This is a genomic window from Blautia sp. XA-2221 (assembly GCF_028767025.1).
GTDB lineage: Bacteria > Bacillota > Clostridia > Lachnospirales > Lachnospiraceae > Blautia_A.
In genome coordinates this window covers 1-20819 of sequence record NZ_JAJQXX010000002.1, presented here as the reverse complement: position 1 = coordinate 20819, position 20819 = coordinate 1, and the positions used below count along the sequence as shown (strand labels likewise).

At 37.1% G+C, this 20819-nt stretch carries 24 protein-coding genes and 3 pseudogenes; 8 read left to right on the top strand and 19 right to left on the bottom strand.

The window, feature by feature from the left end; genetic code table 11:
• Positions 1 to 267: 267 nt before the first annotated feature.
• From LU279_RS01965 to LU279_RS01920, 10 genes and pseudogenes are all read right to left on the bottom strand, one after another.
• Positions 268 to 738, bottom strand: a pseudogene (locus LU279_RS01965) (hypothetical protein); the annotation flags it as partial.
• A gap of 154 nt (positions 739 to 892) precedes the next feature.
• Positions 893 to 2152, bottom strand: a complete 1260-nt coding sequence (locus LU279_RS01960; protein WP_274420542.1) for a tyrosine-type recombinase/integrase — start codon at positions 2150 to 2152, stop codon at positions 893 to 895.
• Positions 2153 to 2272: 120 nt separating this feature from the next.
• Positions 2273 to 2470, bottom strand: coding sequence for an excisionase (locus LU279_RS01955; protein ID WP_117861157.1), 198 nt, complete (start codon positions 2468 to 2470; stop codon positions 2273 to 2275).
• 109 nt (positions 2471 to 2579) lie between these two features.
• A complete protein-coding gene (locus LU279_RS01950; RefSeq protein WP_274420537.1) occupies positions 2580 to 4481 on the bottom strand; it encodes an AAA family ATPase in 1902 nt (633 codons plus the stop codon).
• A 15-nt stretch (positions 4482 to 4496) separates the two neighbouring features.
• Positions 4497 to 6044: a MobQ family relaxase gene (mobQ, locus tag LU279_RS01945; protein ID WP_274420535.1), complete on the bottom strand. Its 1548-nt coding sequence runs from the start codon at positions 6042 to 6044 to the stop codon at positions 4497 to 4499.
• A gap of 1 nt (position 6045) precedes the next feature.
• Complete coding sequence (locus LU279_RS01940) at positions 6046 to 6468, bottom strand: DUF3847 domain-containing protein (RefSeq protein ID WP_173815625.1); 423 nt, start codon at positions 6466 to 6468, stop codon at positions 6046 to 6048.
• A gap of 199 nt (positions 6469 to 6667) precedes the next feature.
• Complete coding sequence (locus tag LU279_RS01935; protein ID WP_117861665.1) at positions 6668 to 7072, bottom strand: single-stranded DNA-binding protein; 405 nt, start codon at positions 7070 to 7072, stop codon at positions 6668 to 6670.
• A 657-nt stretch (positions 7073 to 7729) separates the two neighbouring features.
• Entirely contained in the window at positions 7730 to 8029 is a 300-nt protein-coding gene (locus LU279_RS01930) for an ArsR/SmtB family transcription factor (protein ID WP_243874462.1), read from the bottom strand.
• An 11-nt stretch (positions 8030 to 8040) separates the two neighbouring features.
• Positions 8041 to 9927 carry a heavy metal translocating P-type ATPase gene (locus LU279_RS01925; protein ID WP_173725176.1) on the bottom strand — a complete coding sequence of 629 codons (1887 nt, stop codon included), beginning with the start codon at positions 9925 to 9927 and terminating at the stop codon, positions 8041 to 8043.
• 92 nt (positions 9928 to 10019) lie between these two features.
• On the bottom strand, positions 10020 to 10238 hold the full coding sequence (locus LU279_RS01920; RefSeq protein ID WP_101695140.1) for a cation transporter: 219 nt from the start codon (positions 10236 to 10238) through the stop codon (positions 10020 to 10022).
• A gap of 171 nt (positions 10239 to 10409) precedes the next feature.
• Between LU279_RS01920 and LU279_RS01915 the strand changes: the two genes are divergently transcribed.
• Both LU279_RS01915 and LU279_RS01910 read left to right on the top strand, forming a co-directional pair.
• On the top strand, positions 10410 to 10784 hold the full coding sequence (locus LU279_RS01915; RefSeq protein ID WP_173725174.1) for an ArsR/SmtB family transcription factor: 375 nt from the start codon (positions 10410 to 10412) through the stop codon (positions 10782 to 10784).
• 8 nt (positions 10785 to 10792) lie between these two features.
• Positions 10793 to 11713, top strand: a complete 921-nt coding sequence (locus tag LU279_RS01910) for a helix-turn-helix transcriptional regulator (RefSeq protein WP_274420519.1) — start codon at positions 10793 to 10795, stop codon at positions 11711 to 11713.
• 418 nt (positions 11714 to 12131) lie between these two features.
• Here the strand turns inward: LU279_RS01910 and LU279_RS01905 are convergent.
• From LU279_RS01905 to LU279_RS01875, 7 genes and pseudogenes are all read right to left on the bottom strand, one after another.
• Positions 12132 to 12644: pseudogene (locus LU279_RS01905) on the bottom strand (lysine--tRNA ligase); the annotation flags it as partial.
• A 153-nt stretch (positions 12645 to 12797) separates the two neighbouring features.
• Positions 12798 to 14033 (bottom strand): site-specific integrase, encoded by a 1236-nt coding sequence (locus LU279_RS01900; protein ID WP_004606460.1) that lies wholly within the window; start codon positions 14031 to 14033, stop codon positions 12798 to 12800.
• A 33-nt stretch (positions 14034 to 14066) separates the two neighbouring features.
• A complete protein-coding gene (locus LU279_RS01895) occupies positions 14067 to 14240 on the bottom strand; it encodes a hypothetical protein (RefSeq protein ID WP_004606461.1) in 174 nt (57 codons plus the stop codon).
• Positions 14241 to 14351: 111 nt separating this feature from the next.
• Positions 14352 to 14561: a DUF6462 family protein gene (locus LU279_RS01890; protein WP_008976866.1), complete on the bottom strand. Its 210-nt coding sequence runs from the start codon at positions 14559 to 14561 to the stop codon at positions 14352 to 14354.
• 196 nt (positions 14562 to 14757) lie between these two features.
• Positions 14758 to 15030 carry a hypothetical protein gene (locus tag LU279_RS01885; RefSeq protein ID WP_008976867.1) on the bottom strand — a complete coding sequence of 91 codons (273 nt, stop codon included), beginning with the start codon at positions 15028 to 15030 and terminating at the stop codon, positions 14758 to 14760.
• Between the two features lie 21 nt (positions 15031 to 15051).
• Complete coding sequence (locus tag LU279_RS01880) at positions 15052 to 15165, bottom strand: peptide deformylase (RefSeq protein WP_274420506.1); 114 nt, start codon at positions 15163 to 15165, stop codon at positions 15052 to 15054.
• Positions 15166 to 15213: 48 nt separating this feature from the next.
• Positions 15214 to 16092, bottom strand: coding sequence for an SPL family radical SAM protein (locus LU279_RS01875; protein ID WP_130647919.1), 879 nt, complete (start codon positions 16090 to 16092; stop codon positions 15214 to 15216).
• 476 nt (positions 16093 to 16568) lie between these two features.
• Here LU279_RS01875 and LU279_RS01870 point away from each other — a divergent pair, with 476 nt between their 5' ends.
• From LU279_RS01870 to LU279_RS01845, 6 genes are all read left to right on the top strand, one after another.
• The gene (locus LU279_RS01870; RefSeq protein WP_016439442.1) at positions 16569 to 16961 is read left to right on the top strand and encodes a plasmid mobilization protein; all 393 of its coding nucleotides are present in this window, start codon (positions 16569 to 16571) and stop codon (positions 16959 to 16961) included.
• Positions 16933 to 18480 carry a relaxase/mobilization nuclease domain-containing protein gene (locus LU279_RS01865; RefSeq protein ID WP_274420499.1) on the top strand — a complete coding sequence of 516 codons (1548 nt, stop codon included), beginning with the start codon at positions 16933 to 16935 and terminating at the stop codon, positions 18478 to 18480. The genes LU279_RS01870 and LU279_RS01865 overlap by 29 nt, the downstream gene beginning before the upstream one ends.
• Positions 18481 to 18507: 27 nt before the next feature.
• Positions 18508 to 18834, top strand: a complete 327-nt coding sequence (locus LU279_RS01860) for a hypothetical protein (RefSeq protein WP_004606466.1) — start codon at positions 18508 to 18510, stop codon at positions 18832 to 18834.
• Positions 18821 to 19600: an FAD-dependent thymidylate synthase gene (locus LU279_RS01855; RefSeq protein ID WP_009247023.1), complete on the top strand. Its 780-nt coding sequence runs from the start codon at positions 18821 to 18823 to the stop codon at positions 19598 to 19600. The genes LU279_RS01860 and LU279_RS01855 overlap by 14 nt, the downstream gene beginning before the upstream one ends.
• Entirely contained in the window at positions 19590 to 20003 is a 414-nt protein-coding gene (locus LU279_RS01850) for a dUTP diphosphatase (protein ID WP_009247024.1), read from the top strand. Before LU279_RS01855 ends, LU279_RS01850 begins: the two co-directional genes overlap by 11 nt.
• 83 nt (positions 20004 to 20086) lie before the next feature.
• The gene (locus LU279_RS01845) at positions 20087 to 20296 is read left to right on the top strand and encodes a helix-turn-helix domain-containing protein (protein ID WP_009247025.1); all 210 of its coding nucleotides are present in this window, start codon (positions 20087 to 20089) and stop codon (positions 20294 to 20296) included.
• Between the two features lie 104 nt (positions 20297 to 20400).
• Here the strand turns inward: LU279_RS01845 and LU279_RS01840 are convergent, their stop codons facing one another.
• Positions 20401 to 20577, bottom strand: a complete 177-nt coding sequence (locus LU279_RS01840) for a hypothetical protein (RefSeq protein WP_008976817.1) — start codon at positions 20575 to 20577, stop codon at positions 20401 to 20403.
• A gap of 30 nt (positions 20578 to 20607) precedes the next feature.
• Positions 20608 to 20819, bottom strand: a pseudogene (locus LU279_RS01835) (hypothetical protein); the annotation flags it as partial.

Below are 20819 nucleotides of genomic sequence, written 5' to 3'. Positions count from 1 at the left end.
CTATTTAATGGGCTGAAAAGCCTGTAAAATAAGGAAAGTTCAGGAAATCTCTCCACAAATTCCGATTTGTATTTCTATTTATTTTAAAAATGGGCAATCCCGATTGGAATTGCCCACTCATTCTGCTAATTATGCGATTTTTTCTTGCTTGCACCGATTTCCTGTATCAAATGATATAAGTTTGATGTAAATCACTGTTTTTTATGAAATTCATCAAATGAAATACGTATTGTTTTGTCAGCCAAAACGGTACATCCTTATGTCAAATTAGTACAGCTTTGCTCCTGCCGGAATATGGTCATCCACCATCAGAAGATGAAGTTTCTCTTCTCCCTCTTCCTCGTGTACTGCTGAAATAAGCATTCCACAGGAATCAATTCCCATCATGGCGCGAGGCGGAAGATTTACGATTGCGATCGCAGTCTTTCCAATCAGTTCCTCCGGCTCATAATAGTTATGGATTCCGCTTAAAATTGTACGGTCTGTACCGCTTCCGTCATCCAGTGTAAACTGAAGAAGCTTTTTGCTCTTTGGAACTGCCACACAGTCTTTAATCTTTACAGCACGGAAATCAGACTTGCTGAAAGTGTCAAAATCAACAGCTTCCTCGAAAAGTGGCTCAATCTGAACCTTGGAGAAATCAATTACCTCTTTTACTGTATCCGGTGCTTTTTCCGCTGCAGGTTTTGCAGCTTTTTTGGACTCTGCTCCGCCAAGTGTTTTCATTGTCGGAAACACTGCCCGAACATTTACATAACCTTTTATTTCTATTCAAAAACCTACTTTATTTGTATGGCAAATATTTTTCATTTTCATATTTCTACTTAGCTCTTTATAACTATTTTGCCTGTCGGCTTAACTTTTGGCTTAATGGCTTAATAGAGATGTACTACTATGCCTCTTTTTGAAACCACTCATCTAGACCAATAAATTCCTTCTTTTTAGTCTCTTTTGTAACATCTGCGTAAATATTCAATGTGGTCGAAATATCCGAATGTCCAAGCGCATCTTGTATTACTTTAATATTAACCCCAGCCTCACACATTCTTGTTGTAAATGTATGCCGTAAAGAATGACAACTAAAATGTGGTAATAAAACTTCTGGATTTTCATCTTCAAGAAGAACTTTGTCATTACAATCGCGAATAATTCTTCGGATAGCTTTGTTTAAAGTTCCCTGATGTTGTGCTTTCCCAAAACGATTTACAAAAATAAAATCCGTATATCCATCAATAATCGTTTCACAGTGGATGTGATTTTCTTCTTGAAATTTTCTTTCCATTAAGAATGCTTCTTTTACAAAATCTAACATTGGGACTTGACGATTTCCAGCTTCTGTCTTTGGTGTATTAATTGTAAAATAGCATCCTTTCTTACCTTCTGTCTCTCGATGATTATAATAAACTAACGTATGATTTACATCTATCATTCCACCATCTAGATCTATATCGCACCATCTTAAACCAGTCACCTCCCCAACCCGAAGCCCTGTTCCAATCATAACCGCAATAATCGGATACCAATGTTTATATAGATCACTGTTTTGTAAATAATTCAAAAGTAATTCTTGTTCTGATCTAGTTAGTGCCTTTCGCTTCTCTGTCTTAAATACATGGGACTGTTTTAATTCTTTCAATACATTGTTTGATGGATTTGCACGAAGATAATCATCATCTACCGCCATATCAAGTACTTGATGCAAAACCGTATGAACACTGTCGATTGTTGAGACTTTTAAGCATCTTTCATCTGCCAAAAGATTATAAAATCGTTTTACATCTGATTTTTTTATTTCTGAAATTCTATTTTTACCAAAACCTGGACGAACAAACATATTGTATACATACTGATAATTTTGAAAAGTATTATCTTTTAATCCCCTTTTCAATTGTTTCCATACATCGAAAAGTTCATTTAATGTTTTATATCTCGCCTCTGCTTTTATTCCATGATTTCTATCTTTCAGTATTTCCTCTTCTTTTTCTCGAAGTTCTTCTAGCGTTTTTGCATAAACTCTGCGTCTCTTATGTTCTTCATCTGTCCATCGATATTCATAGGTTCCATTCGGTCGTTGACCTTCTCCTGTACGTAGTACAATCCTATTTTTATCCTTACGCTTATTATTTTTTGTATTTACCCCTTTTTCTGTCAAACTGCTTTTCTCCTTTCATCCAAACAGAAAAGGGTGATATCTTTTTATTTATCATAGCAAATTATCACCCTTTTGCGAAGTACCTTTTCTCCCAGAAAAAAGTACTTTGTTAATTTCACCTCAAATGGAATACATTTTTTCAGTATATTCGTCTAAACCTTTTCTCTTAATCAAACGTTTGCTTCCATTCCATAAAACAAATCTACAATCTTCTCTGTCTGTTAATTTTCTCAATTTATTAATACCTATCCCAGAATAAGCGGCCGCTTCTTCCAACGTTAAATTACTTTTTTCCCAAATCGGTACTTCATTTTTCATATTCTCATTTCCTCCTATTGTTCATTTATTATCCTTTTGACATTGGCGGCTGGCAAAGGTATCTATAAAGACTGCCAATGCCAAAGTAGTTTTTTGCCAATGTCATCCTTTATTCTGTGATTAACGCAACTGTTTTTCTTCCCTGACACCAGTCATAGCTTAATCTACTTTCCAATTGCTTTCTTACATCTCTTCCTGTTCTGGAAGAAATCCCATAGGCTAGCAGTTCTGCCTCTAATTCTTCTAAACACATTACTTTCCGTTTGGTTAATAACTCCAGGATCAATTTCTGTGCCTTTTCCAGTTTCGTTTCCTTTTTCGTTCCTGCTTTCCCCATCAGCAGATCTTCAATGGATATATCGTATTCTCCTAACCATTTTAATCCTTCTTCTCCTAAAGAAAACGCTACCGGATTTTCCTTCTTAGCAAGAGAATCCTTTTGCTGATATACCACTCGGATATCCTGTTCCTTCTCTTTTTCCACCTTTTCTACAAATAAGATGCTTCGTACCACCGCTGCGATATCAATAGATCCAAGGGAACGGTAATCGCTCTGACTTCCCGATGACTTATTCAAATGTCCAATGAGAACAATGGCACATCCGGTTCTCTCTGCAATCGTACTGAGATGTCGAAATAAGGGACGGATCTCATTGGCCCGGTTCATATCCACATTGGCTCCCAGATAAGCCTGTATGGGATCCATGATCATGAGGCGTACATTGTTCTGGCGGATGGCTTTTTCAATCCGATCGTCCGTCATAGAAAGCTGTTTTTCATCTTCATTGATGAATCGCACCCTTGTCATATCTGCACCACATTTTGCTAATCTAGGCTTAATGGTATCTGCTATCCCATCCTCTGCTGTTTGATACAACACATTAAAGGGTTCTATGGGAAGTGCATTGGGAAGTTCCTTTCCGTTGGTACAGTATGCAGCAATCGCCATTGCAAGCCATGTTTTTCCTTTTCCCGGATTTCCCTGGATCAAAGTAACCTTTCCAAAGGGAATGAACGGATACCATAGCCACTGGACCACCGTTTCCTCAACCTCCGACATCTTCATGACCGGAACTGGTTTTTCCCTGGCATCTCTCCAACACATCTGCTTTGCCATATTTTCTACCGGAACTTCTGCTACCAGACATTCATTCCAGTCTTTCTTCACCGGTTCTAATCGGTACACACTCAGTTCCTCCGGAATAAGAGAAACAAACTGCCTGCATCTCTCATTTCCAGGCTCATCATTATCCAGACACAAGTAGATGGAATGGATATGAGGATATTCTGTATACATCCGTTTCATTGCTTTTTCACTCAATCCTCCCAGGGAAATATAACTATGCTTTTCCCATTCTTCCGGAACTGCGGTGATATAAGACAAAAGATCAATGGGAGATTCAAACACAAATAGTTTTTCATCCGTTCCTATATGGCCAAATCCATAGGCTTTTTCTGAACCTCTTGCTTCCCCACGATATCGGTTCTCATCGATTCCCCGCATAGCTGCATATCTGGGATTCTGTTCTTTGTCTCTTCCGACGAATACCACATTGTGATAGTTTTTACTTTCATAAATATCCCCCTTTGCAATCATCTGATCTACCAGTTGTTCCGATAGTTTTCTCTGTTCAATGAGATACTTCCTTGCAATCTCACAGCTTTCATTTCTTTCTGGCAGTTCCAATCCAGGCAAGGGGATGGGGCAGACCTTCTGTCTGCCTGCATCTTCCTTCGCCGTTCTTCTATCGGTTTCTCTTTCTTCTCCTAATAATTCTTTGACTGCCTCTGCAAAAGAAAGACCGTAGAATTCTTTCATAAAATCGATGGCATGACCGCCTTTATTCTGACTAAAACGATACCATTCGTTCTTGTTGATCATCACACTGTCATGTCGTAACCACCGGTATTCTTTTCCACATCGTTTGAACTGTTCTCCTCTCCCAGAAAGAAAAACATATAAATCGGTATCATCTGCTCTTTGGATTTGTTCTCTTGTATATTCTTCCATCTTCTAAAATTCCTCCTATAATTCCATTCCATGATGTTTCTTCTTTCGTTTCATGGTTCTCACTGCTTCTTTTGTTTCTGTGGATTGCTCCCGTTTGTTTGTTTCTGGAAGAGAGACACCTTCTCCTTCCTCTGCCATCAAAGCTTCCACATGATTTTTGATTCCCTCATACTTTCGTAACATGGCATGGATCCGTTTATCTTCTTTTCGTAAAGCAGCTATCCCTTCTGATAAACGAGCGGCTTCTCGTTTCCATTGTCCTTCCGGAATCTTCCCACTTGGGTCTAGATTTTCTTTTAAGATTCTTTCCGAACGATAATATCCGCTAAGTTCTTTCTTATGTTCCTCTTTGAATTTTTCCCTGCCAAAATATTTGTTCTTTAATTCCAGATAAACAGGTCTCGTTTCAAAATACTCTTTCATTGCATAAAGGTTGACATTGACCCTTTGTAAAGCAGCCAGTTGTTTTTTCATCCTCTGGCTCACTTCCTTCAGCTGAGTATCGAATTCCTGGATTTTCTCTGTCAGCTGTTCTGGGGTTCTCACCTCCTGCTCTTCCAGAAAGCGGATCGTCTCTGCAAATTGTTTCAGATTTGTATTCTTCGCCTTTTGTGTTCCATAAGCGTAGGATTCTGCGACTGCATTTCTCTTGTCATAATAGTTTCTTAGATAATCCGCTAAAGTTGGCTGATGTAAGAACAGCATCCGTTCCATCAACTGGCTTTGTCGAAACAACGACCATTGAAGAAGATTCTTTGCCCGTTCTTTCATATCATTCAAGGCACGGATAAGTCGGTTTAAACTTCCCAGTGCAGTTGAAATTCCTCTTGCTTCCATTGCCTGTACGTTCGGTCCTTCATGCACCATCGGGATCTTATCAATCCCCCGTTCCTCATAAGATCTGGCATCGACTCTTTCTGTAAGTCCTTTTTCTTCATACAGTTCGTTACACATCCTCGCCCAGGCACTTCTCAATTCTTCCAAGGTTTCTTTCCTACTCCAATCCGTTGTATGTACCGCCCGAAATACCGGCTGTCCTTTCTGATTCAAAACCGGTTGTCCATCTAGAGTCAGCACTGGAACCTTTTTTTGTTTTTGTCCCCAGGTACCATCTTCCTGTAAAGGACGGATGGGAACCATGATGTGCATATGGGGATTGGGGATTTTATCCTTTGCCTTCTTCGGATCATGGATCGCTAGATCTGCGATCATCCCTCTTGCGACTAACTGTTCTTCTACGAATCTTCTTGCAAGCTCAATATTTTCTTCCATAGAAAACTCATTCATCAAGGCAATATCAAAGCTGTGTGCCAGCTGTGCTTTCTTATTTCCTTCGATCCATTCCACCTCATTCCAAAGTATCTCCCTGTCTTTGAATCTCTCCGGAGCCTGTTGGGGAAGATGGATCTCCGCTAATACCACACCGCCTTTTCTCGTATAATCACTTACTTCTCCATAATACGTACATTCCAGTTTTGTACCAGCCCGATAGGCAGCACTGGCAATGGCAGACTGTCCTTTTCCTCTGGACAATTGATTCAGATGAAAGTGATAACATCCCATCTTACTCATCTCCCTGTGGCAGTTCACCTCGCTGCATCGCCTTTAATAGTGCTTCCTCTTCTTCTAATTCTCGTTCTTTTGCTTCTGCAGTTTCCGCCCGTCCACGAACCATTTCATGAACGACATCACAAAACTTACAAGCGGGATCATGAAGAAGTTCATCTATCAGCTGATAAAATTCCGCCTCTGTCAGATATTTGGTATCTTTACAGATAGCTTCTATGGCTGCTCCTTTCTGGATCAACAGATGGGTTCGTGCCTTTCGTTTTTTCTTTTTCTGTGTATCCAGATAGTTCAAGGATCTCTGGATCCTGTGCTCTGCCTGTTCCTTCTCAAGCTTTGCCTGTTTCAATGCAGCTTCTGTTTTTTCAATCTCATAAAGTGCTTCCTTCGTATATTCCTGAAATGTTTTTTTCTTCGCCATATCATTTTTCCTCCTTTTCAATTCTCCCTTTTTCTCTGTTACGGGATAGGCATTTCTGCCGGAAGGGAAACCCTTCTTCGGATGGATCATCCGCAAACACTTTCGGAATTTCCCTTCAGAAAGATGCTACTTCCGTAGGACGCACATACCTTTTAAGGTATATAAGTGCGCTCTTCTGCTTTCAGCATCCGAGTTTTTCTTACTCAAACGGAAGTTCTTCTCCGTCTGGAAGATGCATAAATCCATCTGGATCGGTATCTTCTTTCTTTTCTGATCCTGACAGTTTCTTCCCTTCTGCGAAATAATGTTCTTCTACGATCACGTTGGTGGCATAAACTTTATTCCCCTCCTGATTCACATAGCTTCCTGTCTGGATCCGTCCGCTTACTAAAATCTTCAACCCTTTTTTCAGATATTTTTCTGCAAACTCAGCATTCTTCCCAAAGGTAACACAAGAAATAAAATCTGTTTCTGCCTTTCCATCCTTTCGATATCGTCTGTCTACTGCCAGCGTGTATCGTGCCATTGCAGTACTGTTTTCATTCTGGAAATATTTCACCTCCGGATCTTTTGTCAGTCTTCCCATTAAGATTGTTTTATTCATGTAGTTTCTCCTTTCCCTTTTCGTTTTTTGTTTGTTCTTGAATCAGGCCCGATTCTTTTAAGGCAAATGTAATTTGTGCCTCATATATCAGAACGTAGAGAGGGCTTTTTACAAATAAAAAATGAATTTTATTTTTTTGCTCTCATATAACGAAAGGTTCAGAGGGGAAAATACAGGGTGGAAAAGGAAATTTTTTATTTTTCTGCACAAAAAATACCCCTATGACTTCAAAATTGAAATCATAGGAGTATTTAGTTCAACCTACTCAACCGAATATTTTATATTTTGTTTTGTTATCATTCATTCTTCAATTTCTCCAATCAAACAAGGCAATCCGTTTCTTATTTGAAATCAACTGTCTTTCCTATGCCTTGTTTAATTTTTATGTGTTAAATGAGTTTCTCTCAGTTAACACCCTGTCAAAAGCGATTTTGCCTTGTAAATACATCGTTTTTCAATTAGTAATATCTATTGTCTCTTGTTTTTCCCCCTCGTTAGATAACGAGAGCTTGATGTTCTCTCGCAAGCTCGCTTAACTACCAAAGTAAGTCAGCCACTAAAAACGGTGAAAAAATCTAAGAGATTTTCCCACCGCCATGTCTGGATCACTCCGTCTTTCTATTCATTTCTTATATCCATCTTGTTTAATCTTAAATATTACAAACAATACTCCTTATCAAACAGCATTTTGCATCTTTCAATAGCATTTTGTACATATTCATCTTGCACTATATAATAAATGTATTTTCCTTGTCTTTGACTTTTTACTATACCATTAGCTTTTAATATATTTAATTGGTGTGAGACTGCCGACTGAGACATCTCTAATTCTTCCGCTAATTCTCCAACACATTTTTTTGTCTTTAATTCAAGCACTATCCTTAATCTTGTAGAATCTCCCAGCGTTTTGAAAAATTCCACCAATTGCAAGCAATCTTCTATAATAAGTTTTTGCATTTTCATCTAAATTATAAATTATGCACTCTTAATGCTCTAATAGCATTTAATATTGCAATAATCATGACACCAACATCTGCGAAAATAGCAAACCACATATTCGCAATACCTATTGCACCTAATCCAAGACATGCAAATTTGATAACCAATGCAAAAATGATATTCTGATATACAATTCTAAGACATTTTCTCGAAATCTTGATTGCTTTAGAAATTTTTAGTGGATCATCATCCATAAGGACTACATCTGCAGCTTCAATTGCCGCATCAGAACCCATTGCACCCATTGCAATTCCAATATCAGCACGAGTCAATACAGGTGCATCATTAATTCCATCTCCAACAAAGGCTAGTTTATCTTTCTCTGCTTTTGTGGAAAGTAGTTCTTCTACTTTTGACACTTTATCTGCTGGAAGTAATTCGCTATATACTTCATCAATTCCAAGTGATTGTGCCACTTGGTCTGCCACGCGTTTTGCGTCTCCTGTAAGCATTACTGTTTTTTCTACCCCAGCTTTTTTCAATTCCGCAATCACTTCTTTTGAATGAGGTTTTAATATATCAGAAATTACAATATGTCCCGCATATTTTCCGTTAATTGCCATGTGAATGATTGTTCCAACTCTATGACAATCATGATACTCTACACCTATTTTTTTCATAAGCTTGCTGTTTCCAGCAGCCACCTCATTGCCGTCTACTTTTGCGATAATTCCATGTCCACTGATTTCCTTTATATCAGAAACTCTGCTACGGTCTATTTCCTTCCCGTAAGCTTTTTGCAAACTTTTGCTGATTGGGTGAGAAGATGCACATTCTGCCAAAGCAGCATATTCCAAAAGTTTCTTTTCTTCCATCTTATTGTGATGAACAGCACTTACTTCAAATACACCTTGTGTCAAAGTTCCTGTTTTATCAAACACGACATACTTTGCTTTTGACAAAGTTTCCATATAATTAGAACCTTTAATCAACACACCTTCTTTACTAGCACCACCGATACCAGCAAAGAAACTAAGTGGGATACTGATAACCAATGCACATGGACAGCTAATTACAAGGAAAGTCAGAGCTCTGTAAATCCATACTCCCCATTGTGCTGTTTGGCCTAAAAACAACATTTGCACCAACGGTGGTAATAACGCCAATGCCAATGCTCCATAACATACTGCAGGAGTATATACCTTTGCAAATTTAGAGATAAAGTTTTCTGATTTGGATTTCCTTGAACTTGAATTTTCCACAAGCTCTAAAATTTTTGAAACTGTTGATTCACCAAACTCTTTTGTTGTTTGAATTTTTAAAACACCAGTCATATTGATACAGCCACTGATGATTTCATCGCCCTGTTTTACATCACGAGGTAAACTCTCACCTGTTAATGCACTTGTATTAAGGCTCGACGCCCCCTCTATTACAATACCATCTAATGGAACTTTTTCTCCTGGTTGCACAACAATTGTACTATCAACACCAACTTCATCAGGATCTACTTTTTCTAATTTTCCATTAATTTCTATATTTGCATAATCTGGACGAATATCCATCAACGCGCTAATATTTTTTCGGCTTTTTCCAACTGCATAACTTTGGAATAATTCTCCAGTTTGATAAAACAACATAACAGCGATTGCTTCATTGTAATCCCCACTTCCTGAGTAAATTGCTAGTGCAAAAGCTCCCACTGTTGCCACCGCCATTAAAAAGTTTTCATCAAAAACTTGTCGGTTTATAATTCCTTTGCCTGCTTTCTTTAAAATATCATAGCCGATTATTAAATATGTTGCCAAGTAAAGTAATAGTTGCGCAATTCCTGTTATCTGTATCAAATTCAAAGCAATAATCATAACTGCTGCAATAATAATTCTTGTCAACATTTTTTTCTGCTTTTTATTCACAGTCCATTCCTCCTATTTATTTTATATATGTTTAATCATTCATATATTTGTTTTAAATTTGCACCCCTTCTATATTTAGGGGTGCGTTTTTTCTAAAGTTCAATCTCACAATCTGGCTCTACCTTTTTGCAAGCCTTTAAAACATCATTCATAACTGCTTTTGGTTCTGTTCCATCTTCGAACTCTACAATCATTTTTTGTGTCATAAAGTTTACAGTTGCATTTGCTACTCCAGCTGTCTTTTTTGCTGCATCCTCCATAAGATTTGCACAGTTTGCACAGTCAACTTCGATTTTGTAAGTTTTTTTCATTATAATATCTCCTTTCATAATTGTTATTTCCATTCAACAATTAAGTACTTGTTTAACTGTTATAACTGCAGTATAATTCTCTTATAACCTAAAGTCAACAGAGATATGTGATTACCTACTAAATGGGCGAAACACATTTCTAAACAGAGCAAAATGAAAGGAAGAGCGTATATGTCTTATATGAAATTACCACATAATCATCATAACGAAATAGATAATACTGAGTTATTAGAACAGCTTAATGATATTCAACACTTTCAAATAGTTTCAGAATTATTTAAACAATTAAGTGACCCTACACGTGTTCGTTTATTTTGGCTTTTATGTCATTGTGAGGAATGTGTTCTAAATCTATCTGCAATGATGAAAATGACAAGTCCTGCCATATCCCATCATCTTAGAGAGTTACGAAACAAAGATTTAGTATCTAGCAGACGTGTAGGAAAAGAAGTTTACTATAAATCAGCAAATACAGAGCAGAGTGTATTATTTCATAAAATGATTGAAAGGATTTTGATGATTACCTGCCCTGAACACAAGGAGTAAATATCATTATGAGCAAAAAAATCACATCATTAGAAAAATGTATTCAAGAACTTTCTCATAAACATCCTATAGTTAGTTATGATTTATACGAAGGTATAACGCTTGCTTTTATGTCATTAACTGGCAACAAACATACTGATACACATGAGCCATTAAGAAATATTTTAGAAATCAATTACTGTCATAAGGGACGAATTGGGTGGAAAATGTCTAATGGAAATAGCGTTTACTTAGGTGAACATGATTTTTCATTACATACAATGGAATATTGCTCTAACTCTACAATAACTTTACCTAATGAATACTATGAGGGGATTAGCATTTATATTGACTTAAATACCCTTTCTGAAGAACCGCCCGAATTATTAAAAAATACTGGGATTACAGGAAATAGTATACTTGATAAATTTTGTAAAGATGAAAATTTTTCAGCTTTTATTGGCAATGAAGAAACAGACGCTATCTTTTCATCATTCTATCATCAGCCAAAAGAATTTCAACTTGCATATTGGCGAATAAAAGTGATAGAACTCTTACTGTATCTAAGTAAATTATCCTTCGATACAGAAAACCGATTGTCTGAATATCAATCTGAACAAGTTGAACTTGTTCGTAGTATACACAAATACCTTTTGGATAATATAAGCCAACGGATAACAATAGATGAAATGGCACGCAAGTATCTTATCAATCCTACTACATTAAAGTCCGTCTTTAAAGCTGTATACGGTACTTCTATTGCCTCACATATAAAAGAACATCGAATGAAATTTGCAGCTCGTTTGCTAATGGAAACGCCAAAAAGTATAAAGGAAATTGCGAAAGAAGTAGGGTATGAAAGCCAAAGTAAATTTTCTAAAGCTTTTAAGGAATATTATGATGTTTTACCAACAGAGTATCGAATATTCCATTCAAACAAATTAAAATAATTTAATGCTCTATACAATAGCTTTAAATCAATATTTTATGTGTAATAGGATTTTGCATCAAAAAAAGATACTATGATAATCTCGTAGTATCTCTCCCTAATTGGAATATTATATTTTTGCAAGCAAGTAAACATAGGTTATTTCTTAATATCCCTTTTTTTGGAAACTCCTCGTTTTCTTACACCTATATATAAGGAAATATCTGTATTATTCTTCGAAAAGTGTCACTATATATCAAGCCGCTATAAAACAAGAGAGAATGTCCTCGAACATTCTCTCTCATTTACATAATAAAATATCACCTTTTCTGTTTTCTTAAATGTAATACATATTTCCATACATCAATTGGCTTAAGTTTGGCTTAAAGGCTTACTTTTTAGCATTTTTACTTGCTATTTTTTCTGCTTAAAATCTTCTCTTAGTACAGCTTTGCTCCTGCCGGAATCTTATCATCCAGGATCAGAACGTTCAGTCCTTCTCTTCCTTCTACAAGGTGTGTAGCGGAGATGATCATACCACAAGAATCAATTCCCATCATCTTACGTGGTGGAAGGTTTGTGATTGCAAGTAATGTCTTTCCTACTAAGAATTCTGGCTCATAGTAATCGTGAATTCCGCTTAAAATCACACGATCTACGCCACTTCCGTCGTCTAATACGAACTTCAGAAGCTTCTTAGATTTTGGAACTGCTTCACATTCTTTTACCTTTACAGCACGGAAATCTGACTTGCTGAATGTATCGAAATCAACCATATCTTCGAATAATGGTTCTACTTCTACATTAGAGAAATCGATCTCAACCTTCGCTGGTGCAGCTGTTTCTTCTACTGGAACAACTACTTTTGCAGCTACCGGAGCTGTCTGTGCTGCATTGTTTGCTTCGTTCTTCGCAGCGCCCTGTGACTTCATTGTCGGGAAAGATTTCACGTTTTCTTCATGATTCTTCGGGATGCGTCACTGTACTATTTTTTCTAAATTTATAAACCTTATAATTACTTCACTATTCGTCATTATTAAATTATCTTTGTTGTCAATTTGCTGTAAACCAAACAAATTGTTGTCATCCGTTTTACTAAGCACTTCTCAAAAAATATCTAATTTTGCTGCTAAATTCTCGAATGATTCTTGTTTCTTTTCTTCTGTTGCTTCCGCATAAATGTCCATCGTTGTTTCAATGTTTCTATGTCCCATAATGGATTGAATAACTTTTAAATTTGTTTCATTTTCGCAAAGTCGTGTACAAAAAGTATGTCTCAGATGATGGCAAGAAAAATTAGGTAGTATAATAGGATCTCTGCGTTCTTTTTTAGCTCGCACCACTTCGTCTGCATTATAACTATTTGCTATACGCTTAATCGTATGATTGACTGTTTGTGGATTTGGAACCATTCCAAAACGATTACAAAAAATAAATCCTGACATTCCATCAATTTCTGATTCATTAAAACCATTTTCCAGTTGTTCTTCATAAAGCATTTCAAAAGCATCTTTCACAATATCCAACATTGGAATTGTACGAATTCCCGCTTCCGTTTTAGGTTTGGATATTCTCAATACACTTTTGTTGCTTTCTGGTTTTTGATAATAACTCAAACTGTGATTGATACTGATTGTTCTTTTGTCATAATCTAGGTCTTGCCATCGAAGCCCTAATGCCTCACCAATTCTACATCCTGTTCCAAGCAACACCGTAAACATAGGCCACCAATGATAATATATCGGATGGTTCGCAATATATTCCATAAATGCTCTTTGCTGCTCTACTGTCAATGCATGTCTGATTCCTCTGTTCTTCCCGGATTCTCTGCTGATTTCTTTCATTACTCCATCAGTAGGATTATTTCGTATGATCTCATCCCGCACTGCCAACTGAAATGTTGGATGAAGCAAACAATGAACAGTATCTAAAGTTCCTAATGAAATTTTTACTTCATTAAGAAGATAATAATAAAACTGCAATACATCAGAATACTTTATATCAGCAATCCGCTTTTTTCCAAAGGTATCACGTACATAATGATCGTACGTATATAAATATGAACTTTTTGTAGATTCACGCAAATTATACTTCGTGGACATATACCGATCAAACGTATCATTCACACTTGCCTTGCCAGCAACGTAGAGATCCAATCCGTCCAACTGATCCTTCATCAGTTTAGCTTCTTTCTCTCTTAGTTCTGCCAGATCGTTAGCATATATAAATTTACGTCTGCCCATCGGGTCTGTATAGGTGTACATATATCTTTTATCTGATGATCTTTGTACTTCTCCTTTGCGTAAAGATCTTCCTCGCAAATCTTTTCTAACTTTCGCCATAATAGTTTCCTCCTCTTAAGAGAGAAGCACTCACTATTTTTTCTGCTCGGATAAAAGTATCTCTACCCCTTTTAGGACAATGTCCGTTGTAGTCATTTTATGTTGTTCGGCGTATGCAAGCATCTGGGAATATAGCTGATCAGGAACACGAATGCTTAATACTTTCTTCTTTGCATTGTCTGATTTTGGTCTTCCCATCTTTTTCATTTCAGCTCTTATACCTCCTATACCAACATTATACTTTCTGTATGACATAAAGTCAATTAAAAATGCAGAAAACTATAGAAGTTCTTCTCTCTTATTTTCTCTCTTAAAATTTTAATACTCTCGGAATGTTTCCAAATATTTTTCAAATATCTCACAATTAACTAAAGCTACTTTATCAATTTTATAGACTGCTTTCGCCTCTTTTGCTAATGCCTGAAATTTTGTCAATCCTAAACTGTATTTCTCCGCACCTTCTGGATATCTCACGAACTTCTTTTCCATTTTCTTAGTAGCTTCCACATCTTTTCTTGCAAAACCCATTTCACAAAACTCCTTTCCATTTATAAATAAGAAAGAAAACAAATTTGTCTTCTCATATAACGAAAGGAAATCAATGGATTTTACAGGGTGATTATGATAAAAAGTTAAAAAAATAGTTGTCAAAGACTTTTCTTCGACAACTATCGTTACAAATTACTAATATTCATATTGAATTATTTTATTTTCATATTTTATATCACAACCCATTTCTATAAATCTCGTTTATAACGGCCTGTGCCTGTTCCATTTCTTTTTTCTTTATGAATTCTTCCCGGTCACTTAAAATTGCTATCATCTCATCTATTACATCTTCTATTCTAGGTTCCGTGTAACGATACAAGTATCCTAACATTCTAGTCGCCGTATAATCAGTATTCAAAATATTGTAAGCTATTTCTGAACAAAGTTCTTTTGGATATCCTTTGGTAAGTAAAACCTTGTACAACTCATCTGTTCTCTCTGTTTTCATAAACCATTTCTCCTGTAAATTTTACGCTGCATATATCAATATTCCTTCCCAATGATCCAATTCATGCTGACAGATCTGCGCGATCCATCCATCAAGTTTCAAATTCTGTTTTGCATCATCAAAAGTCTGTTTCATAATAATTTCAACATTCGTCCAACAAATCAAGATGATTAAGAATTCCATCTATATAAAATCAAAAAGTGATAGTTGCTCACACTTATCTTTTTCTTCATAGGTACGCAGATATTCAAACACTTTATCATTATCATGAACAATATGGTATTTGTCACATGTTTGATTGAATATCTTCCGTAGATGGTTTTCATTTGGGCTTGGCAAAATATATTGATTCCCATAATAGGCAATATATTTTCCTTTCAGTCCAGGAAACAGACGATCCAATTGTTTATAGAAATATTCACGATTCCCTTCTCGTAAAGTCAAACCCATACCAAAATTTATAATCCCATACACTTTTGCTTCAACGCAATAATTTAATATACCACGCAGATTTTCTTCAGTATCGTTAATAAACGGCAAGATTGGACATAACCATACAACCGTAGGAATGCCCTCTTGATGCAAAATCTTTAACGCTTCATACCGTTCTTTGGTTGTACTGACATTAGGCTCTAATTTCCGACACAACTGTTCATCGTAAGTAGTTAATGTCATCTGTACGACACATTTCGTTTTTTCATTGATTTTTTTTAAAATATCTAAGTCACGAAGCACTTGGGTTGATTTCGTAATCAGGGTAAACCCAAACCCATATTTTTCAGCAAGTGACAATGATTTTCTCACATACCGCAAGTCATTTTCCAATGGGATATATGGATCGGTCATTGCTCCGGTACCTATCATACATCGCTTCCGTTTTCTTTTCAGGGCATCCTCTAGCAACTCAAGTGCATTCTGTTTTACTTCAATATCTTCAAATGCATGATTCATATGATAGCAATCACTTCTTGAATCACAATAAATGCAACCATGCGTGCATCCCCGGTATAGATTCATTCCATTGGATGCCGATAGAATGCCTTTTGATGTTACATAATGCATTTCCTTCCCCCTTTCATCTATCGCCTGATATCTTGTTGTCCTACGCACACCTGGAAGAGGTAAACGTCTAGTTTCTGTCTCATAAGGCAAATTAGTTTTATCATTTTCTTCATACTTTTATTCTCAAAATCGTTTTTTGATTGATTCTGAATTGTAGTATAACAGTTTTTTAACTTTTTTTCTATCTCGCCCTGTATTTTCCCCTCTGAGCATTTCGATATATGAGAGGGTTAATCTTTCAAGAGCAAGATCCACCCGGGTAATACCGTATCCTCATTTTATGAGAACGGTCTTATCCCCGGGTTAGGTATCTTGATGGGGATTACGTTTCCCCATACCCTCGCTTTTGCATCAAAGATGCAGTCAGTATCCACAAAAATGGATACTGCACTAATTCTCTATCGGAAGGGACAGCCGATAAAAATTAGTGAACTGTAACACTATTCGATGTCACAGTTTAGAAAGGAAGGAGGAGTATGCCACCAAAAGAAAAATCAAAGGAATTGAAGCATCGAAACATAATCTGTCTGAAACTTACAGACATTGAATTGGAAATATTAAATCAGGCCGCAAGCTCTGTGGGAATCTCTCGTTCAGAATATCTACGAAGATTGTTCCTAAATAGACCAATTCAAATTCATTATGAAGTTGTCGCAGACATCAAAGTACTTCGGGAGCTGGTCGGGCAATACGGTAAAATCGGTTCCAATCTGAACCAGATCGCCAAGTATTTTAATACCGGTGGAACTCATTCCCAGGCTATGGAAAATGAAATCCATCAATGTATCTCCGACCTCTTCCTCTTGCGAAAAAAAGTGTTAGAAATGGCAGGTGATTTTCATGGCAATACTAAAACACATCAAAAGTAGAAATGCCAACTATTCAAATGCCATTGATTATCTGCTTTTCCAACATGATGAGAGCACTGGAAAAAAGATAAAAGATGAAATGGGGCGAAGTCTTTTAAGAGATGAGTTCTACATGGATGGTCTCAACTGTGATCCGATGTCTTTTGACAAGGAGTGTAGTCTGACAAATGCGAAATTTCATAAAAACAAAAAATCATCTGAAATCAAAAGTCATCACTATATCATCAGTTATGATCCTGCTGATGCTATTGAATGTGATCTGACGGGAGAAAAAGCACAGGCTCTATCTTTAGACCTTGCCAAAAAAATATTTCCGGGATATCAGGCTCTTATCGTGACACATACCGATGGTCACAATGGTTCCGGCAATATCCATACGCATATTGTGATCAACAGCGTCCGTAAGGAAGCTGTCAGAAGGCAACGTTACATGGATAAGCCCCATGAAGAAATTGCCGGATACAAACACCGATCCACAAATAAATTCCTGAATTATTTCAAAAAGGAAATTATGGATATGTGCATCCAGGAGGGACTTCATCAGGTTGATCTTCTCTCTCCGGCTGAAACAAAGATCACACAGGCTGAATATATGGCCCAAAAATCCGGGCAGAAAAAATTAGAAGAGACCAACAAAAAAATCATTGCAGATGGATTGAAACCAAATGCCACAATGTTTCAGACGCAGAAGCAGGAACTCCGAAATGCCATCGAAGAATGCAGCTCGCATTCTAAAAGCTTTCAAGAATTTCAATCTCTTCTTTTTGAAAAATATCAGATTTCCGTCATTGAAGAAAGAGGAAGATATCGTTATCTCCATCCGGATCGGAACAAACGGATTACAGAGAAGGCTTTGGGAACTCAATACGGCAAAGAACATTTAGAACAGCTCTTCTTACGAAAAGATCCGATAACCATTCTTTATGTCAGATCGCATTTACGGTTGGTAGTAGATCTTCAGAAAAATGTGAAAGCAATGCAAAGTCCCGGATATGCTCATCGGGTAAAAATATCCAATCTTCAAGAAATGGCAAATACCATTATCTATGTGCAAGAACATGGATACAATACCCAAATCGAATTAAAAAATGCCTTTTCCGAATCTCAAAAACAGTTAGATCAGGCAACAGATCAGCTAATGAAAATGAATGCAGATTTGAAAAACATCAACCGGCAGATCCATTACACCGGACAATATTTTGCACAGAAAGCAATCTATACCGAATTTTTAAAGGCGAAAAACAAAGGCAGATTCCGAAAGGAACACACCGCTGAAATTCAGGCATATGAAGAAGCCCGTGACTGGCTGAAATCTTTTTATCCCGATGGAAAGATGCTTCCTATCAAAACATTGAAGGAACAAAAAAACAGCTTGCAGGAACAGATCGACCAGCAAAAATCATCCATCCGATCTCTAAAGGATCTGACACAAGATTTAAGAACCGTAGACAAAAATGTGGAAGCAATTCTCCACAACCAGGTTCCGAAAAAGCAAAAGACACAGGAACCCGAATTATAAATCATTTTACGAAGGAGGAATTACAATATGACACAAAATGAATTTAATGTTGTCCTTGAACAACAATATCGAAAATGTGCCGATGTCCTGGCACACAAGAAGAAAGAATACACCGGAGACCGCATTGACCGCCTGAGTGCGTTTAAAATCGCTGCCTCATTACAGGGATGCACACCTAAGGCTGCTCTGGCCGGAATGATGTCGAAGCATGTCGTATCTCTCTATGACATGTGTTACTCTTCGCTGCTCCAATTTGACTTAGAACAATGGGATGAGAAGATCACAGACTGCATCAACTATCTCATTCTACTGAAAGCATTGATAAAGGAGGAACAAGCCTATGGATCACATTGAGACAAAGATTTTAAATAGTTATACCATTCAAGAAGCAGCTCAGAACATGGTATTCGCAGCAAGGCTTACCCAACAGGGGCATTCCATTCAAAACATGGATGATCTTATGGCTCTTTATCAGAAATCTTTTACAGATAAAACCGTAGATCGGATTGCCAGTCTTCCTCATCCAACCGTACAGAAATTTACGGTGATCACTGTTGCGATTGTGGGGGCAAGCAGACGTTTTCTTGCACAGATTACTCGTCATCAAAACGAAGTAAAATTCATGAGTGCATCTCTGCAATATAGCAACTATTCAGAAAAAGCTGCATTTACGATCCCATATGAAATCCTTTTTTCCGAACAGAGATACATTGATCTCTATCTGAAAAGCTGCTTATCGGATCTCAGATGTTATCAGGAATTGTGCTCTGTGGGATTTCATCATGATTCTGCAGGATATGCCCTCCCTCATGCTTTAAGAAATATTCTGATTATCTGCGCTACACCTTATGAGTGGAAACATATGATCAGTCAGCGAATCTGCAGGAGAAATACCGACGAAACAAGAATTGTAATGTTGGACATCTGGCAGAAATTATATGAATTTGATCCGGTGTTATTTTCACCGAAGCTGACCGGTCCTTTCTGCCAGAGGGGATGTTGTGAAGAAGGTGCTATGTCCTGTGGAATTCCTATCCCAAAAGAATGGTCTCCATTAGAAATAATGAGAGCAGATTATCCTCTGCTCGTAGAAGGGAGGGAAACTGTTTATGAAAATTAAATTGATCGACTTTGGGTTAGAGAAAGATCATTATCCTTTCCGACCTCATGAAAACGATGCCGGGGCCGATGTATATATGCCTTATGACTACACATTAAAACCAGGAGAGATTGCAAGAATCCCATTAGGATTTGGTCTCATGATTCCAGATGGATATGCCGGTTATGTTTTTCCAAGAAGCAGCATGGCAGCAAAAGGGTTGGTCTGCGAACTTCCGCCTATTGATTCCGGATATCGAGGAGAAATTCATGCCATCATCAGTAATGTTAGTTCAGAATCCCAAATACTCCGCAAAGATACCCGTGTAGGGCAACTGGTTATCACTCCGGTTCTAATCGCCGACTTTGTTCTGGATCTCGGAGAAGCAAGAGATATCGGGGCTTTTGGAAGTACCGGGGAATAAAGATCATAAAACCAGAGGTGCCGAATAATTTATGATTCGACACCTCACACACTCAAAATAACTTGCAGAAAGGAATAACTACTATGATTACATTTGGAAGAAAATTAAATCATTTGAGACAGAAAAATCATCTCACACAAAAAGAACTTGGTATCGCACTTGGCTTCCCCGAAGATTCTACTGATATCAGAATTACACAATATGAAGCAACTACAAGAAAGCCTCTCGATGAAATCCTTGTTAAATTGGATAAAATACTTGGAGTATTATCACTTTACGACAAAATTAACTAACCTTAACATTTGTTCCACTACCACTATAAATTTCTAATAATCCTAAGGTTAACTGCTTTGTGTGTAGATATAAAATTGTCAAACTGGAATTTTATTTTCGCTTACTACTCTATATCATCATCATGTTTATTAGTAAAAAGACTCCCAACAAACATTCCCACTCCCAGTCCTATAGCTAATCCTAATATAGTATGATTGAATACCACGCCTAATGCAGTTCCTACACCTACACCGATGCACATCCCATATATCATTCCATTATATTTATTAGTTTTTTTCATAACTGGTCTCCTTTGCAAATTCAAGATTTATTATTCTTTCCCATTCAATAGTTTATTTACTCTTTCAACCGGAAATCGGTCTTCAATGTCAATTATTTCAAAAAAATTTAGGGGCAATTCTTTTTCTCCAATCAGAGTAAGATATTCATTAACAGCTCTGCGATCAATCATTATTTGAGGAACTGGGCGGCAAATACGAAAGGCAAGGGGATTATTTGATACCGTGCTTAACTGTACCCGCC

Excerpts from the sequence above, each read along its gene's own strand:
- LU279_RS01955 (WP_117861157.1), bottom strand. The coding sequence starts at position 2,470 with ATGAAAAATGAAGTACCGATTTGGGAAAAAAGTAATTTAACGTTGGAA.
- LU279_RS01950 (WP_274420537.1), bottom strand. The coding sequence starts at position 4,481 with ATGGAAGAATATACAAGAGAACAAATCCAAAGAGCAGATGATACCGAT.
- mobQ (WP_274420535.1), bottom strand. The coding sequence starts at position 6,044 with ATGGGATGTTATCACTTTCATCTGAATCAATTGTCCAGAGGAAAAGGA.
- LU279_RS01940 (WP_173815625.1), bottom strand. The coding sequence starts at position 6,468 with ATGGCGAAGAAAAAAACATTTCAGGAATATACGAAGGAAGCACTTTAT.
- LU279_RS01935 (WP_117861665.1), bottom strand. The coding sequence starts at position 7,072 with ATGAATAAAACAATCTTAATGGGAAGACTGACAAAAGATCCGGAGGTG.
- LU279_RS01930 (WP_243874462.1), bottom strand. The coding sequence starts at position 8,029 with ATGCAAAAACTTATTATAGAAGATTGCTTGCAATTGGTGGAATTTTTC.
- LU279_RS01920 (WP_101695140.1), bottom strand. The coding sequence starts at position 10,238 with ATGAAAAAAACTTACAAAATCGAAGTTGACTGTGCAAACTGTGCAAAT.
- LU279_RS01915 (WP_173725174.1), top strand. The coding sequence starts at position 10,410 with ATGTCTTATATGAAATTACCACATAATCATCATAACGAAATAGATAAT.
- LU279_RS01910 (WP_274420519.1), top strand. The coding sequence starts at position 10,793 with ATGAGCAAAAAAATCACATCATTAGAAAAATGTATTCAAGAACTTTCT.
- LU279_RS01900 (WP_004606460.1), bottom strand. The coding sequence starts at position 14,033 with ATGGCGAAAGTTAGAAAAGATTTGCGAGGAAGATCTTTACGCAAAGGA.
- LU279_RS01895 (WP_004606461.1), bottom strand. The coding sequence starts at position 14,240 with ATGAAAAAGATGGGAAGACCAAAATCAGACAATGCAAAGAAGAAAGTA.
- LU279_RS01890 (WP_008976866.1), bottom strand. The coding sequence starts at position 14,561 with ATGGGTTTTGCAAGAAAAGATGTGGAAGCTACTAAGAAAATGGAAAAG.
- LU279_RS01885 (WP_008976867.1), bottom strand. The coding sequence starts at position 15,030 with ATGAAAACAGAGAGAACAGATGAGTTGTACAAGGTTTTACTTACCAAA.
- LU279_RS01880 (WP_274420506.1), bottom strand. The coding sequence starts at position 15,165 with ATGAAACAGACTTTTGATGATGCAAAACAGAATTTGAAACTTGATGGA.
- LU279_RS01875 (WP_130647919.1), bottom strand. The coding sequence starts at position 16,092 with ATGCATTATGTAACATCAAAAGGCATTCTATCGGCATCCAATGGAATG.
- LU279_RS01870 (WP_016439442.1), top strand. The coding sequence starts at position 16,569 with ATGCCACCAAAAGAAAAATCAAAGGAATTGAAGCATCGAAACATAATC.
- LU279_RS01865 (WP_274420499.1), top strand. The coding sequence starts at position 16,933 with ATGGCAATACTAAAACACATCAAAAGTAGAAATGCCAACTATTCAAAT.
- LU279_RS01860 (WP_004606466.1), top strand. The coding sequence starts at position 18,508 with ATGACACAAAATGAATTTAATGTTGTCCTTGAACAACAATATCGAAAA.
- LU279_RS01855 (WP_009247023.1), top strand. The coding sequence starts at position 18,821 with ATGGATCACATTGAGACAAAGATTTTAAATAGTTATACCATTCAAGAA.
- LU279_RS01850 (WP_009247024.1), top strand. The coding sequence starts at position 19,590 with ATGAAAATTAAATTGATCGACTTTGGGTTAGAGAAAGATCATTATCCT.
- LU279_RS01845 (WP_009247025.1), top strand. The coding sequence starts at position 20,087 with ATGATTACATTTGGAAGAAAATTAAATCATTTGAGACAGAAAAATCAT.
- LU279_RS01840 (WP_008976817.1), bottom strand. The coding sequence starts at position 20,577 with ATGAAAAAAACTAATAAATATAATGGAATGATATATGGGATGTGCATC.